This window comes from Bradyrhizobium iriomotense, from assembly GCF_030160715.1.
GTDB classification, from domain to species: domain Bacteria; phylum Pseudomonadota; class Alphaproteobacteria; order Rhizobiales; family Xanthobacteraceae; genus Bradyrhizobium; species Bradyrhizobium iriomotense.
The window spans coordinates 54195-70332 of the sequence record NZ_BSOW01000019.1 but is presented as its reverse complement, the minus strand read 5'-3'; the positions used below and the strand labels follow the sequence as shown (position 1 = coordinate 70332).

Here is a 16138-nt window from a genome sequence, read left to right as displayed (position 1 = left end):
CCTCAGTGGGTAGCTGCGGGGATACGCTGTCCCGCGCCGTCGAAATAAAGCGGATGCATCAGATGCAATTCAATCTCCTGACCGGCCTGCAGCGCCTCACGTGGATCGGCCAGCGTCACCAGCATCTGGCCCTTATAGTCCAGGTGGACGTGATTCTGCTCGCCGAGGTGCTCGACCCGGTGCACGCGGCCGACCAACGGCCCGCCATTGCGCGCGGCAAGCTGAAGGTGCTCGGTGCGGACGCCGACGGTCTCCGTCCCCGCCGGGAGCGCGATTTCGGACAGCACGCGGGCTGGGAGAAGATTGATCTGCGGCGTGCCGAGCCGCGATGCGACGTAGCTATCCGTCGGGTTTTCGTAGATCTCGCGCGGGGTACCGATCTGCAAGAGCCGGCCATCCCTGATCACGCCGATGCGCGTCGCCATGGTCATCGCCTCGACCTGATCATGCGTCACGTAGAGCACCGTGGCCCCCAGTTCGAGCTGGATCCGCTTGAGCTCGAGGCGAAGCTCGGCGCGCAGCTTCGCATCGAGCGAGGACAGCGGCTCGTCCATCAAATAGATCGAGGGATCGCGCACAAGGGCGCGGCCGATGGCGACGCGCTGCATCTCGCCGCCGGACAGGCGGGTGGCGCGGTTGTTCAGCTTGCTGGCGATGTGCAGCAGCTCCGCGGTCTGCTCGACGCGCTTGCGGATGACCGGCTCCGGAACGCGGCGCGCCGGGGAGCGCAGCGGAAACGCCAGATTGTCGTAGACCGTCAGGTGCGGATACAGCGAATATTGCTGGAAGACGAACGCGATGTCGCGCGATCCCGGAGGATCCAGCGTGACGTCGCGGCCGTTGATCATGACCGAGCCCGAATCGGGTTGCTCGAGCCCGGTGATCAGCCGCAACGTCGTGGTCTTGCCGGCGCCGCTCGGGCCGAGCAGGACGAGAAAATCGCCGTCGTTCACCGCCAGCGACAATTCGCGCACCGCCTCGATCGCGCCAAAACGCTTGCTGATGTTGCGCAGGATCACGTCAGCCATGGCGCACCCCTCCCCCATTCGCGGTCCGGATCGCGAGGCCGCTGCCGGCATCGAACAGCGCCAGCCGTTCGGAGTGAAACTCGAGTCCGACCGTCTCGCCGACCCGCACCGGCATGGCGGACGGCAGCCGGGCTGCAACGCGGCCATGCGCGGTGTCGACGGTCACGATCTGCGTGGTGCCGAGATATTCCGCGCCGAACACCTCGCCGCGAACCGGGGCCGCGTCGGTGAAGCGGATGTGCTCCGGACGCACACCGAGCACCAGCGGCGCGCTGGCGCGGTCCTCGCGGATCTCGGGCACGATAATGTCGGTGTCGTGGAAGCTGATCGCGCGGTCCCCGCAGTGCAGGCCGCCCTCAAAGCGCAGGAAGTTCATCGGCGGCGAGCCGATGAAGTCGGCGACGAACATGCTCGCCGGCCGGTCATAAATCTCCTGTGGCGAACTGATCTGCTCGACGCGGCCCTTGTTCATGACCGCGATCTGGTCCGCCATCGACATCGCCTCGAGCTGGTCGTGGGTCACGTAGATCGTGGTCGCACCGATGCGATCATGGAGATCACGGAGCTCGCCGCACATCAGATGGCGGAACTCGGCATCGAGTGCCCCGAGCGGCTCGTCCATCAGGAAGGCCTTTGGCCGCCGTACCATCGCCCGGCCGAGTGCCACGCGCTGGCGGTCGCCGCCCGACAGCTTTGACGTCTTGCTCGACAACAGATGCTCGATCCGCAGCAGCCGCGCGGTCTCCTCGACGCGCTGGCGAATTTCGCGGCGGCCCATGCCCTGGCACTTCAGGGGAAAGCCGATGTTTCCCGCGACGTTCATATGTGGATAGAGCGCGAAAAGCTGGAACACGAAGGCGATGTCGCGGGCGGATGCACGGTCGAAGGTCACGTCCTTGCCATCGAGCAGGATCTTGCCTTCGGTCGGCAGCTCGAGGCCGGCGATCATGCGCAGCGTCGTCGTCTTGCCGCAGCCGGAGGGACCGAGCATCGCAAAGAAGGTGCCGTCGTCGATCGTGAAGTTCGAGCCTTCGACGGCAGTGAACTGATCGAACGATTTTCGCAGGTTTTCGACGCGGATCTGTGCCATCTCTGCAGCCCTACTCCGGAAAGTGGCTCACGATGACGTATCCGAGCGTGCCGGCCAGGATCGTCACGAATGAATAGCTGTAGAGATCGAGTGAGAAGGGCTGCACCAGCATGACGATGCCGCCGCCGATCAGGATCGTCGCTCCCGTCTCCCAGGGGCCGCGCCGGAACCAGCGCATCAAGCCGCCATTGGCAATCGCAGAACCGCTCATTTGCGTACAGCTCCGAAGGTGATGCCGCGCAACAGATGCTTGCGCAACAGAACGGTGAACAGGACGATCGGGACGACGAACAACGTGGTCGCGGCAGCAACCGCCGGCCAATCCTGGCCGCCCTCGCCGATGATGAAGGGAATGAAGGGCGGCATGGTCTGGGCTTCGCCGCTGGTGAGAAGAACCGCGAAGGCATATTCGTTCCAGGAGAAGATCAGGCAGAAGATTGCGGTTGCCGCGATGCCCGTCACCGCCTGCGGCAGCACCACCTTGCGCAGCGCCTGCAATCGCGTGTAGCCGTCGACGAGCGCCGCCTCCTCATACTCGCGCGGAATCTCGTCGATGAACCCCTTGAGCAGCCAGACCGCGAGCGAGACGTTGACCGCGGTGTAGAGCAGGATCATCCCGAGCCTGGTGTCGGTCAGGTTGAGCTGGCGATACATCAGATAGATCGGTATCGCCACCGCGACGGGCGGCATCATGCGCGTCGACAGGATGAAGAACAGGAGATCGTCGGCAAGCGGAATGCGAAATCGCGAGAAAGCGTAGGCCGCGAGCGTGCCGAGGAAGACGGCGAGGAAGGTCGAGCCGAAGCCGATAATCAGCGAATTGACGAAACGCGGCACGACCTTCGAGGGACCGGCAATCACCATGTCGTGCTGGCGCACGAGCTTGTCGTACCAGGTCTGCGGCGGCGGCAGTTTGGCGATGAAATCCGGTGTCTGGCGCGTGCGCACCGTAAACAGGTTCACATAGCCCTCTAACGTCGGCTGGAACAACACCTTGGGCGGATAGGCGATCGCATCGCTCTGCGACTTGAACGCGGTGGCGACGATCCAGACCAGCGGCAGGATGGTGATCATCGCATAGAGGATGACCAGGCTGCCGGCGACCGCCTTTGCGCGCGACGAGGATTCGACGATCGAGTGGGCGGTGGATTTGGCGACAGCGGCAGTCATCGTTGCTTCACCTTGTTGAGCACCTTGACGTAGATGTTGGCTGCACCGAACACGGTCACGAACAGGATAATGGCGAGCGCGCTGGAATAGCCGGTGCGCCATTTCTCGAATGCCGCGCGCTTCAGCGTGATCGAGACCAGCTCAGTGGTCGATCCCGGTCCGCCCGAGGTCAGTAGGTTGACCATGTCGAACATCTTGAAATTCTCGATGGCGCGGAACAGGACGGCGAGCATCAGGAACGGCACCGTCATCGGCAGCGTGATCGACCAGAATTGCCGCCAAGCCGAGGCACGATCGACTTCCGCGGCCTCATAGATGTAGTCGGGAATGGAGCGCAGTCCGGCGAGGCAGATCAGCATGACGTAAGGCGCCCACATCCAGGTATCGACGAGGACGATCGTCCAGGGCGCCAGCGCGACCTCGCCGGTCATGCTGAACGAGCTCGGCGGCACGCCGGTGAACAGGCTGATCAGGTAATTGAACGGTCCGATCTGCGGCTGGAATAGCAGGGTCCAGAAGTTACCGACCACCGCAGGCGACAGCATCATCGGCAGCAGGATCATCGTGGTCCAGAAGCTGTGACCGCGAAACTGGCGGTTGATGAGCAGCGCGAGCCCAAATCCGATCACCACCTGCAACGCCACCGACGAGATCACGAATTGCGCCGTGGTCTGAAGCCTGATCCAGACATCCTCGTCGGTAAGGATGTCGGTGAAATTATCCAGCCCGACGAACCGCAGCGGCAGATAGGACATGCTGAGGTTGAGGCTCGTGAAGGAAAGCCTGATCATCCAGACCAGCGGAAAGATGTTGATCGCCAGCAGCAGCGCGATCGTCGGCGCGACGAAGAGCCAGGCGATGGCCCGGTCCGACAGACCGCGGACGCGCCGCGTGGCACGAGATTTGGCGGGCTCGCTCACGCCGGGGATCATAGCATCATCGGGTTGAAGGATCGTCGTCATCTTGTCCATCGGCTGGCTGGTTCGGTTTCCCCGGGGCACATCCCCGGGGAAATCAGTTCGATTGACGCGAATACCGTGCCTATTGCGACGCGACCTGCTTGCCCTGCTCCTTGAAGACCTTGGTCCAGTCCTTGACGAGGAGATCGAGCGCCTGCTGCGCAGTGCCCTTGTCGGCAACGACGTAGTCATGCACCCGCTTCTGCATGTCGAGCAGCAGTTGCGCGTAGGACGGCTCGGCCCAGAAGTCCTTGACGATGCCCATCGACTCCAGGAACTGCGGTGCAAACGCCGCACTCTTCGGGAAGTCGGGCGCGTCGACCACCGCCTTCAGGGCCGAGTAGCCACCGAGCTGCCACCATTTCTGTTGCACCGGCGGCTGCGCGAACCACTTGATGTAGGCGAGCGCATCGTCCTTGTGGTCAGACGTCGCGACGACCGAGATGCCCTGCCCGCCGAGCTGAGTGAAGTGACCATTCGGACCGGCCGGATTGACGAAGAAGCCGATCTTGTCGCCGCCGACGTTCGGATCCTTGTAGAGCCCGGGGAAGAAGGCGAACCAGTTCATCTGCATCGCGACCTGGCCGGACTTGAAGGCATCGAGGCCTTCCTGCATGTAGGCGTTGGTCATACCCGGCGCCGTGCAGCACTTGTAGAGCTCCTTGTAGAACTCCAGCCCCTTGGCCGCTTCGGGCGAATTGACGACGCCCTGCATCTGGTACGGCTTCTTTGGATTGTCGTAGCTGAAGCCGTAATTGTAGAGCACGTTGGTCACGCCCATGGTGATGCCTTCGGAGCCGCGTTCGGTGAAGATGTAGGCGCCGTACACCTTCTTGCCGTCGATCTCGCGGCCCTGGAAGAACGTGGCGATGTCCTTCAGCTCGTCATAGGTCTTGGGCGGCGCCAGGTCGCGGCCGTACTTGGCCTTGAACGCCGATTGGATCTCGGGTCGCGAGAACCAGTCCTTGCGGTAGGTCCAGCCGACCGCATCGGCCATCGCCGGCAGCGCCCAGTAGTTCGGCGAGTTCTTCGGCCATTGCGAATAGCCGACGACGGTCGCCTGGACGAAATCGTCCATCGAGATCTTCTCCTTGTCGAAGAAGTCGTTCAGCTTGACGTACCACTTGTTCTCGGCGGCGCCGCCGATCCACTGACTGTCGCCGATGATCAGGTCGCAGAGCTTGCCGTGCGAATTGAGCTCGTTGAGGAAGCGATCGGCATAGCTCGTCCAGGGGACGAACTCGTATTTCATCTCGATACCGGATTGCTTGGTGAAGTCCTTGCCGAGCTCGACCAGCGCGTTGGCCGGATCCCATGCCGCCCAGCACAGCGTGAGCTGCTTCCCCTGGGCCGCGGCTTCGCCGCCGCCCGTCACCACCAGCGCGGCGGCCCCAAGGACCGCAGACGTCACTGCACCACCTAGCCATTTGAGTCTTCGCATGTCCGTTTCCTCTCTATCGTTGAACCACCGAACCCGCTCGGCGCGCTCCTTTTTCGGAAACGACGCCAAGACCCTGAAACCGAGTTGATGAGCGATGAGATGACTTGAGGACGAGACTGACCGCGCCCGGAAACGGGTCCGGACGGTCTGGGCTCCTCCCACACATCAGCTCGATGCGCGATGTTTATTTTTTTGTAGTACTAAACGTATTACTAAATTCTCGGGGCCGTCAAGCCGGTTTCTGGCGAGCACAACGAAAAGCTGTCCGGCGGCTGCGCCCACCTACGACTTCGCTGCAATGCAGCAGCATAACTGCCATTTTGATGAATTCGCGCCCAACCCTCGTATGCGGGCCGCGCCCACGCCGCCATGTTTCACGGCGATCGACGCGCGGCAATTTTGTTTAGCGAATTATTTTACTGAACGTTCAATGTGGCGCGCAGTTTTCACGCTGTTACGTCGACTGCCTTCGCCTCTGCAACTGCGCTACAGTCAAAGGGGGCTGGCCTGATCGTCGTTCACGTTGGGAGCCCGCATGTCCACGGCAATCTCGGTCCTCGGCGGCGTAGGTCTTTTCCTGCTTGGCATGACCGTGATGACGGAAGGCCTGAAGGTGCTGGCCGGCTCCGCGCTGCGCACCGTGCTCAGCAAGGCCGCGGCGACGCCGCTGCACGGCTCGTTCTGGGGCGCTATCGTCACGCTCCTGGTGCAGTCATCGAGTGCAACGACGATGACGACGATCGGTCTCGTCAGCGCGGGCCTGTTGACGTTCCAGCAAGGCTTGGGGCTGGTGTTCGGCGCCAATATCGGCACCACGGGAACCGGCTGGCTGGTCGCGCTCATCGGCGTCCGCGTCTCGCTCACCGCCGCGGCCCTGCCGATGATCTTCGCCGGTGCGTTGACCAAGCTCCTGGCGCGCGGGCGAATATCCGGCGCAGGCGCAGCGCTCGCCGGATTCGGGCTCGTGCTCTTTGGGCTGACCACCTTGCAGCAGGGCATGGGCGGGCTCGCCGAACGATTGCACCCGGCGGACCTTCCTGCCGTTCTCACAGGTCCCGACGGGCGGTGGTGGTGGTCGGGCCTGTTCGGCGCACTGGTGCTCGTCGTGACTGGCCTTGTGATGACTGCGCTGATGCAGTCGTCGACCGCCGCCGTCGCGGTGACCTTGTCCGGTTACTTCGCCGGCGCAATCGGGCTGGACCAGGCCTGTGCGCTGATCATCGGCCAGAATATCGGGACGGCAACGAGCTCCGCTTTGGCCGCGATTGGCGCGAGCACCACCGCCAAGCGGCTGGCCATCGCCTATGTTCTTTTCAAGCTGATCGCGGCCGTCATCGCGCTCGGGCTTTTTCCGGTCGTCATCCCCCTGCTCGTGCGTGCCTCTGACAGTATCGATGGCGTCACGCTGCTGGCCGGATATCACACCGCGTATAACGTCGTCGGCGTGGTGGTCCTGCTGCCGCTGGTCGACCGGTTCACGCGGCTGGTCGAGCGCATCCTGCCCGAGCGCGGCTCGCCGCTCACACGGTGCCTCGATCCCTCGGCGCTCGCGACCCCGATCGTGGCCGTGGAGGCGGTGCGCCGAACGATCGCGCGCGTGCTCGTCACGGTATGCACCTGGGTCGAGGCGGCACTTGCCGGCCGCGCGGCACCGGTTCTGCTTGGGAAGGATGCCGTATCGATGCAGGACGCCGCCGAAGCCCTGCGCCAGGCACAGATCTTCTTGTCGGAGGTCACCGGACCGCCCGATACCGAGGACGAGCAACAACGTATGACGAGCACACTGCACGCACTCGACCACGCGTCTCGACTGACCGATGTGGCAAATAGTGGAATCAATTTCGCTTCGGTGGCGGACGGACCAGAGGACATCCGCGCCGGAGAGCTATGCGCCGAAGCGATGCGAAGCGCAGCCGCAATTACACGCGGCGTGGCCGTGCCGCCCCACCCTTCCGGATCGCAGCCGGTCACGCCAGTCCCGCATGGCGCTGACGCCATGACCGGTCCGCGCGCGATTCCAACTGACGAGGCCATCGCCGAGCTCGAGCGCTGTGCGACACAACTCGGCGACGTGCTGCGCACCCACCGCAGCGCGACGCTCGGTGCGGTCGCCAGTGCAACGCTTAGCACTGATGCCGCACTCGTTCGCGTCGAAACGGTCCGAAACCTCCAGGCGATGGCGCATCATGCCTGGCGCTCCGCGGCGCATCTCGTCGGTCGCGGCTAGTCGTATCCGCTAGACGCCGAGGGCTTTCCGGTTGAAGTTTCGCAACAGACGTAGCGTCAGCGTTCTGGCGTTCGCGACATTGAGCAGCCAGGCTGCGCCGGCATAAGCAATGCCGCCGGTCAAGCTCACCGCGATCAGCGATAGCAGGCCGGTGCCGTTGACCTGGGATCGCACCGCGAGAATCGCCACCGCCATGATCGCGGCCGAGGCGCCCACGCCTGCGAGCCGGCTGGGATCGAACGGCAGCACATAGGCCCGGCGCATGAGCACGACCGCAGCCACGAAGCCGATGGCTTCGGTCGCAAACGTTGCCAGCGCTGCGCCATACAGCCCAAAGCCCGAAATCAGCGCGAACATCAGCGCGATGCTCAACACCAGCGTGAGGAACGACTGCGCCGCAAGGATGAAGGGCCGCTCGGCGAGCTGGAAGCTGATCTGGACGTAGAACTGATTGGCGATGCCGAGCATCCGCGCGACGACCAGCATCGGCAGCAGCGCCGACACGCCGGCGCGGAAGTCGACGCCGACCAGCGTTCCGGCGACCTGGTCCGCAGCGAGCGCGAGCCAGATCGCGACCGGCATGATCACGACGAGCAGGAGCTCGAGGCTTTCGTTGAGCCGTTCGCGGGTCGCAGCGTGGCCCTCCTGGCTCAACGTCCGGAACACGATGGGCACGGTGGCCGCCGCGACGCTCGAGGCCAACATCACGAGGAACTGCCGCGGCAGATCGGCGGCGACGCCGAAAATGCCGGCGGCGTCCTTGCCGAGAAGGTAGGCGACGATCAACCGGTCGCTGGTCGAGTAAAGCGCGACCGAGAGGCCGCCTATGGTCAGCGGCAGGCCGTAGCGGGCGAGTTGCGTGAGCTGGCTCTTCTGCCAGCGCGCGATCCTGGTCTTGTCGCCCGCAAGATTGAGAATGATGCCGGTCAGCGAGCCCAGCCCGAACGCCGCGAGCAGGCCCAGCCCGCCCCAGCCCAGCCAGATCGCGAGCAGCCCGAAGCCGACGCTCGACAGGCTGCGCGCGATTGCAATTGCCGCGAACCTGTAGGGACGCAATTTGGCGCGCTCGAATTCCTGACCGACATCGACCGCATTCGCGGTGATGGCGACGAACACGCTGGCGAGCAGCAGCTCGTAGCTGACGTCGCGATGGAACAGGAACGTCAAGGGCGCCATGGCGCAGAGAGCGGAAACGGTCAACGCGAAGGCGACCATCGCCGTGCCGCGAAAATCCACCTCCGGCGACATCGCCTGATAGCGCGAGACCGAAAGCCTGATCCAGGCGAAGAAAATCGCGCCCAGGATGCCGGCGATGCTGAGGCCGACGACATAGACGCCGTACTCGGCCGGACTCAGGAGCCGTGTGTAGGCCGTGATCGCGAAAAAGCCGACTGCGGCGGGCAGGATGTAGGCCGCAAGATAGATGGAGAAATGGCGATTCAGCATGCGAGCAAGGGAGCGTGACCGTCCCAGCCAATTAACGCATCGTTAATCAGTTGGACGTCGGGTTGGCTATTTTGACGACTGCGCCGCAGCATGTCCGAGAATACTCACATAAATGGGCTAATCGGATCGGCGAATTCCCCGTTAGGCTCTATTTCGTACGTTAGCGTTAAATTTGCGGTTGTCTTGAACTCGTAGGTTCAATCATCCAATAGAAACAGTGGTTTCGAGCGTCGCCGACCGTCGCCAAGTGTGGACCCGACTGACATGGAAGTTGCTGAACGTGCGCGGGCGGATGTGTACCTCTCCGATGCCGGCCGCAAGGGCGCCGGCCGGAGCGTGAGTGCGGCGTTGCCCCCGAAGCAGCCGGAGAACGCGCGCGGCGAGCGGATGGTGCTCAATCTCTTCTTCGAGGAAAGGGACGACCGCTGGTTTCAGGGCGACCGGCATCTGCGGCCGCTGCTCCGGCGCCTGTTGCTCGGCAAGCCGTGGATCAGCGGCCAGCAGCGCGTGTTCCTCAATCTGTGCGCTGGCCTCGACAGGCTCGGCATTCGCTATCGCGTCAACGACTACCGCTATATCCGCAAGCACCCCGAGGAGCTCGCCTGCATCATCGGCCGGCCGTTCGTGCTCGACCGGATCGAATGGAAGAACCCGATCCTGCTCGGCGTCGCCATGTACAATCATCCGATCGACGATCCGGATCTGCTGACGCGCGTCCCGATCAAGCACATCGTGGTCCCCTGCGACTGGTACGTCGAGATGTGCAGGCCCGGCTGGCCGAGCGTCGAGGCTTGGCCGGTCGGCATCGATACCGATGCCTGGTCGCCCAAGCCGGCCGCACGGAAGAGCGTCGACGTGCTGCTCTACGACAAGGTCCGCTGGGATCACGATCGCTACGAGCAGGAACTGATCGAGCCGATCCGCGCGCATCTGCGTGCGAGCGGCCGCTCGTTCGAGGAGATCCGCTACGGCAGCTACAAGGAGGACGATTACCAGGCCGCGCTCGCGCGTTGCCGGACCATGATCTTCCTGTGCGAGCATGAGAGCCAGGGGATCGCCTGCCAACAGGCGCTTGCGAGCAACGTGTCGGTGTTCGCCTGGGATCGCGGCGGCGCATGGCAGGATCCGAACTATTTTCCGCATAAAGTCCGCTTCGAAGGCGTTTCCTCCGTGCCCTATTGGGACGAGCGCTGCGGCATGAAATTCGCCAACACGGAAGGCTTCGGGGCGCGCTGGGCGGAGTTCTGGGCGCACAGCCAGGCAGGCAACTTCAAGCCGCGCGATTACATGCTCGACAACCTCACGCTCGAAAAAGGCGCGCTGCACTACTACGAGATCGCGCAAGCCGTAATGCAGCGTCTGTCGGCGCGTTAGGGAACGCGCAACATGGCGAGCCTCGACAGACGCCAATTTCTGCTCGGCTCGGTTGCGACGCTCGCAGCCGGCTCCGCGGCAGGTGCCCAGACATCAAAGCTGCTCAGCCGCCGTCCCGGCTATGGCGCCGCGGCCACGTTGTGGGATTTGCAGGCCGACCCGCGCCTCGGCGAGGCCATCAGCACATATTGCACGCAGATCGTTCCGGTCCTCGAACTGAAATGGCCGATGCTGCGGCCGGATCCGCACACCTTTGCGTTCGAGCGCGCCGATGCGATCCTGGACTTCGCCCGGCAGAATGGCCTGACGATGCGCGGCCACACGCTGGCCTGGTATCACGACATCCCGGACTGGACGAAGCAGATCAAGGAGACGAAGGCGGCCGAGCGGGCCTTCGTCGATCACATCTCGACCGTCGTCGCCTACTACAAGGACAAGCTGACCTCGTGGGACGTGGTCAACGAGCCGATCCCCGACAATCCGCGCAAGATCACCGATCGGCGCGACTGCTACTGGTCGAGCATGCTGGGCCAGCGCTGGATTCCGCTGGCCTTCCGCACGGCGGCGGCCGCCGATCCCTTCGTCAAGCTCGCGATCAACGAGTACGACATCGAATCCGCCAAGGACAGTTTCATCGCCAAGCGCGCGGCCTACCGCAACCTGATCCAGGAGCTGCTCGATCAGGGCGTCCCGCTGCACGCGGTCGGATTGCAGTCGCATCTGCATGCCGAGCTCGAGATCGACAAGGACGGGCTTGCCGCCTTCGTCGCCGAGGTCCGCTCGTGGGGGCTCGAGGTCCTCGTCACCGAGCTCGACGTCGACGACCAGAAACTATCGGGCGATCCGGCGCAGCGCGACACCATCGTGGCCAAGCGCGTGGACGACCTCTTGACGGCGATCACCGCGAGCGGCCCGCTCAATTCGATCCTGAGCTGGGGCATCTCGGATCGCTACAGCTGGATCAACGGGACGTTCAAGCGGCCCGACAAGCAGCCGAACCGGCCGCTGCCGCTCGACGGCAACTTCCAGCCGAAGCCGCTGATGGACGTGATCAGCAAATTCACGAAGGCCACCTGAGCGGCGCGCCAAAGCGCGATGAGATTGGGATGAATTGTCATCGCGCTTAGGTTCATTGTTTGAGCATGATCTTTTCGGAAAACCGCTTCACACTTTTCCGGATCATGCTCTATCGCACCGTCTTCGGCGCTTCGATCCCGACGCCATCACCGACGTGATCGCCTGGCGCCAGACTCGGCGCGCGCGAGCGCCGTCGGAACACGTCGCGGATGTCCTCGATCGAGGTCGACGAATAGGACTGGATGCAGAGCGCGACCTGCCGGGGCGAGGCAGCACGCATCATCGCTTCGATCGCCGCACGGTCGAGCCGCGTGTCGTCCCAGTGCGACACCGCAATGCTGTCCTCGGTGATCTCGTGCGCCGCCAGATGTTTTGGTGAATTGGCGACGAAGTGGCCGTAGAGCAGGTACTCGGAGAATTTCTTGCGGCGGCACAGCGCCAGGATCCAGTTCGTTCCGGTCGCCGAGCTGATCGCGTCGGTCATCGCCCGCACCGAATCCCTGTCCCAGACCAGCGCATTGCCGACATAGTCGTCCGCCGGGATGGGCGTGTCGGGCACCCCGAGCAATTGATCGACAGTGCGCAGCCACAGGCAGTGCAACGGCGTCTCGGCGCCGATCGCACCGCGCGTGACGAACAACGGCGCCTTCGCGGAGCCGGCATATTGGCCGACGTCGAACTCGCGGAAGAACAGATTGTCGGAATCCAAAATGCAGACGCGCTGCTCGGGGGCGCCAAGCACGCCCGCGATCTTGACGATCTGCTGAATGTGCCAGCCGTGCACCGGAGATGACAGCAGCGACAGCCAGACCTTGCGGTTGCCCCGCCGCAGGAACGAGGGCGCGGCAAACAGCCATCGCGGCAGATACCGCGACACCGGCACGATGACGCGCTTGTCGGAGGCGAACCGCGCGAACAGGGGAACGTCCTCGTCGTTAACGACGACGTAATGCCTGGTGTATCCCGTTAACCAATTGTCGACGCTCTCGGCGAGCAGCGAGAAGCGCTCGATATCCTTGGCGTAGCTGGCTGTCAGCAGTGCAACGGAATGCATGATCGCGCTCAGGATGGATTGTCGGGGGGCATCACGGGACAATTTACCGGGGCCGGGTACAGCGGGGAACTCACTTTCCAAATCAAGGTAAAGCCCCGCTATATCCGTGGAAGAGGCCTGTTCGAGTTTGGCACCGCGATCGGACGCCACGTCTCATCCGGACTTGACCGCAGCAACTGTCGGCGGCGCTTTATCGCGGAACCTCACCTGCGCAGAACCCCGTCTTCGTTATGGCCCGACAAAAATATCGAAAACAACCCCATGCAAAGGAGCCGATGATCGCAGGCGTGATAACTACGGATTTTACGAAATAAATTGACGCGTCGGGCAAATCACTGGTAATATGCCATCATGCTGTTTCCCGCATAGGCGATGCTGTCAACGTGCACGCTGTCGCCAATTGCTCGGGGTCTCGCCGGTCAGCTTCCTGAAGGCAGCCGCGAACGCGGTCTGGGTGGAATAGCCAAGCGCGACTGCGACCGAGATGACCGACGCGTCGGTGTCGCGCAGCATGTTCTTGGCCTCCTCGAGCCGGTGCTGACGCAGCCAGGCGTGCGGCGACACCCCGGTGCTTTTCTTGAAAGCGCGGCAGAAGTGGAAGCGCGACAGACCGGCATCCGAGGCGAGCGCGGCGAGGGAGACGTCCGCATCGCTGTCCGGCCGCAGGCGTTCGATGGCGCGGCTGAGCACCTTCGGCGAAAGACCACCCACGGTGGGCTGGATCGTGGTTGGCAAGCCGGTGTGCGCAGCCAGGAGACGCGTAGCCAGAAGGTTTGTCAGTTGACGCCTGAACAGCGTATCCAGAGCCTCGTTGCCCTCCAGGGCATCCGCCGCGGTCAAGAGCAATCCGGATGTAACGGGGTCGGGATGCGCCGTTCGCTCCAGGAGATTGACTGGTCCGGCGGTGTCGGCTTCTTCGGCGACGCGCTCGAGCGTCGCGTGCGGAAGATAGAACTCAACGACGTCAACAGGTTTTGGAACGTCCCATCGCGAGCTTGATCCTTTCGGAATGATTATCACAGCCCCGGGACGGAACGTTCCGGTCGCAACTGATCGTCCCGACCGCCGTTCCATGCGCTGTACCGAGCCGTTGTAAGCCATGATGACGTGGTGGGTCTTGGGCCCGCAGACGTCGTGCACTCGTTCATATTTCCGGTGGGCGATCGCGGCACCGGAGGTGTCCAGAGCCATGCGAAATGCCGTGGTCCCGAGCACCCGCGCCATTTCCGCACCGGCGTGAGGGCGCTCTGCATTGGCCGGCGTGACTTGGCACGCCTCAGGCGCAACTGACGCGTCCTCCAAGGAATCGCGCGATATATGCTTGTTCATGAACGTATCCTCGCATTGGGGAGGCGATGCAGGTGGCGGGGCCGTGACCAGGCGCGGCCAGATTTGCTGCGTTGATTGCGAAGCTCAGCGCGCGTCGCGCGCCGGGCGGCGCCAGCCATTTCTCGAACCGGCTTGTTCCCGAAGGCTGAGAAAATGTGTACTGTTTCGGGCGGAAAAAACCTTGCAGTCGGCCTGAATTGCGATTGAGTTTTCCTTGGCTTCTTGTCCAAGAAGGATCAGAAGTGCCGTTTCTGTTCGAAGATTATTGCCTCGATGCTAATCGGCGCGAGCTCAAGCGAGGCTCCGAGCTCATCCCCATTGGACCGAAGGTGTTCGATCTGCTGCTCTTCCTGGTCCAGAACCGGGAACAGGTCGTGACAAGGGACGATCTTCTGGAGGCGGTGTGGCAAGGACGTATCGTGTCCGAATCCACGCTGACCAGCCACGTCAATGCCGTGCGCAAGGCAATCGGGGATACCGGCAAGGAGCAACGCCTGATCCGGACGGTTTCTCGCAGAGGCCTCCGGTTCGTTGGCAAGATCATCGAGGAAGAAATGCCCGCGCTAGCCTCGGTCACCGACCCAGGTACGGATCTTGGCGTTCAACATGGAAAGGACATTCAGGAGCCAATCAGGACCTTTGAGGTCGGTGCGCCTACTGAAACGCGAGAGGCTGCGCCAGTTCTTGCTGCCGAGGCCGAGAGCCCGCCTCCGCTGCCCGACAGGCCCTCCATTGCGGTGCTTCCGTTCCAGAATATGTCTGGCGATGTCGAACAGGAATACTTTGCCGATGGAATGGCCGAGGACATCATCACGGCGCTGTCCCGTTTCAAGGCGCCATTTGTCATCGCCCGAAACTCAAGCTTCACCTACAAGGCCCGCGCCGTCGACGTGAAGCAGGTGGGGCGTGAGCTTGGGGTGCGCTACGTGTTGGAAGGCAGCGTTCGCAAGGCGGCAAACCGAGTGCGCATTACGGGACAACTCGTCGATACCGCTACTGGAGCACATATTTGGGCCGATCGGTTTGATGGCGAGCTCGGCGACATCTTCGATTTGCAGGACCAGGTGACTGAGAGCGTTGTCGGGGCGATTGCGCCTGCGGTGGAAAAAGCTGAGATCGAGCGCGCCAAACGCAAGCCGACCACTAGTCTCGACGCCTATGCCCTCTATTTGCGCGGTCTGGCCCGGCTTCATCAGTTTGGGAACCGGCAAGCGAACGACGAGGCATTGCGTCTGTTCAACCGCGCGATCGAGCTCGACCCGGAATTTGCCACCGCCTACGGTCGCGCAGCCTCTTGCTACCTCATTGCTAGGATCAATGGCTGGATTCCGGACATAGCGAACGCGATTGCCGAAGTGAAGAAGCTCACCCAACGGGCAGTTGAGTTGGGCAAGGATGACGCGATCGCGCTCTCCGCCGGCGGGAATGCGTTAGCGTTTGTCGTTGGGGATCTCGGGGTAGGTGCCGGCTTAGTTGATCGTGCGCTCGCGCTTAATTCCAATTTGGCTGAGGCATGGAATTTCGGCGGCTGGGTAAAGCTCTGGCTCGGCGAGCCGGAATCGGCAATCGAGCGCTTCGCACGTGCCATTCGCCTGAGCCCACTTGATCCGTGGCTGATGGGCATGCGAGCCGGGACCGCGTATGCACATTTCTTTTTGGAGCGCTATGACGAAGCGGCATCATGGGCGGCAATGGCATTGCAGTGCAGTCCGGACTATCGACCTGGATTACGTATCACCGCCGCAAGCAACGCAATGGCCGGTCGACCGGAGCAAGCACGCAAGGCAGTGGCTCGGCTGCGAGAACTGAGCCCCACGCTGCGCCTTTCCAATCTCAAGGATGTGCTTGGCCCTTATCGACGTGCCGAGGACGTCGCGCGATATGAAGAAGGATTGCGGCAAGCAGGGCTGCCCGAATGACTATCTCGGCCAAGGTACTCGCCT

At 63.0% G+C, this 16138-nt stretch carries 13 protein-coding genes; 4 read left to right on the top strand and 9 right to left on the bottom strand.

Annotated features, from left to right (window positions below):
* Positions 1-2: 2 nt before the first annotated feature.
* From QQL28_RS25915 to QQL28_RS25890, 6 genes are all read right to left on the bottom strand, one after another.
* Positions 3-1028, bottom strand: a complete 1026-nt coding sequence (locus tag QQL28_RS25915; protein ID WP_284270033.1) for an ABC transporter ATP-binding protein — start codon at positions 1026-1028, stop codon at positions 3-5.
* Entirely contained in the window at positions 1021-2118 is a 1098-nt protein-coding gene (locus tag QQL28_RS25910; protein WP_284270031.1) for an ABC transporter ATP-binding protein, read from the bottom strand. Before QQL28_RS25910 ends, QQL28_RS25915 begins: the two co-directional genes overlap by 8 nt.
* 10 nt (positions 2119-2128) lie before the next feature.
* Positions 2129-2329, bottom strand: a complete 201-nt coding sequence (locus tag QQL28_RS25905) for a hypothetical protein (RefSeq protein ID WP_280965631.1) — start codon at positions 2327-2329, stop codon at positions 2129-2131.
* A complete protein-coding gene (locus QQL28_RS25900; RefSeq protein WP_284270030.1) occupies positions 2326-3288 on the bottom strand; it encodes a carbohydrate ABC transporter permease in 963 nt (320 codons plus the stop codon). The genes QQL28_RS25905 and QQL28_RS25900 overlap by 4 nt, the downstream gene beginning before the upstream one ends.
* On the bottom strand, positions 3285-4220 hold the full coding sequence (locus tag QQL28_RS25895; protein WP_284270182.1) for a carbohydrate ABC transporter permease: 936 nt from the start codon (positions 4218-4220) through the stop codon (positions 3285-3287). The genes QQL28_RS25900 and QQL28_RS25895 overlap by 4 nt, the downstream gene beginning before the upstream one ends.
* Before the next feature lie 109 nt (positions 4221-4329).
* Positions 4330-5688, bottom strand: a complete 1359-nt coding sequence (locus QQL28_RS25890) for an ABC transporter substrate-binding protein (RefSeq protein WP_284270029.1) — start codon at positions 5686-5688, stop codon at positions 4330-4332.
* Between the two features lie 535 nt (positions 5689-6223).
* Here QQL28_RS25890 and QQL28_RS25885 point away from each other — a divergent pair.
* Complete coding sequence (locus QQL28_RS25885; protein WP_284270028.1) at positions 6224-7915, top strand: Na/Pi cotransporter family protein; 1692 nt, start codon at positions 6224-6226, stop codon at positions 7913-7915.
* A gap of 9 nt (positions 7916-7924) precedes the next feature.
* Here QQL28_RS25885 and QQL28_RS25880 read toward each other — a convergent pair whose 3' ends face one another.
* On the bottom strand, positions 7925-9361 hold the full coding sequence (locus tag QQL28_RS25880; protein WP_284270027.1) for an oligosaccharide flippase family protein: 1437 nt from the start codon (positions 9359-9361) through the stop codon (positions 7925-7927).
* A gap of 387 nt (positions 9362-9748) precedes the next feature.
* Between QQL28_RS25880 and QQL28_RS25875 the strand changes: the two genes are divergently transcribed.
* Both QQL28_RS25875 and QQL28_RS25870 read left to right on the top strand, forming a co-directional pair.
* A complete protein-coding gene (locus tag QQL28_RS25875; protein ID WP_284270181.1) occupies positions 9749-10735 on the top strand; it encodes a glycosyltransferase family 1 protein in 987 nt (328 codons plus the stop codon).
* Between the two features lie 12 nt (positions 10736-10747).
* Positions 10748-11812: an endo-1,4-beta-xylanase gene (locus QQL28_RS25870; protein ID WP_284270026.1), complete on the top strand. Its 1065-nt coding sequence runs from the start codon at positions 10748-10750 to the stop codon at positions 11810-11812.
* A gap of 109 nt (positions 11813-11921) precedes the next feature.
* On the opposite strand, the gene QQL28_RS25865 is transcribed toward QQL28_RS25870, so the two are convergent.
* Positions 11922-12866: a DUF6492 family protein gene (locus QQL28_RS25865; protein ID WP_284270025.1), complete on the bottom strand. Its 945-nt coding sequence runs from the start codon at positions 12864-12866 to the stop codon at positions 11922-11924.
* 378 nt (positions 12867-13244) lie between these two features.
* A complete protein-coding gene (locus tag QQL28_RS25860; protein ID WP_284270024.1) occupies positions 13245-14195 on the bottom strand; it encodes a helix-turn-helix domain-containing protein in 951 nt (316 codons plus the stop codon).
* 242 nt (positions 14196-14437) lie between these two features.
* On the opposite strand from QQL28_RS25860, the gene QQL28_RS25855 reads away from it, so the two are divergent.
* Positions 14438-16114, top strand: coding sequence for a winged helix-turn-helix domain-containing protein (locus QQL28_RS25855; protein ID WP_284270023.1), 1677 nt, complete (start codon positions 14438-14440; stop codon positions 16112-16114).
* Positions 16115-16138: the final 24 nt, after the last annotated feature.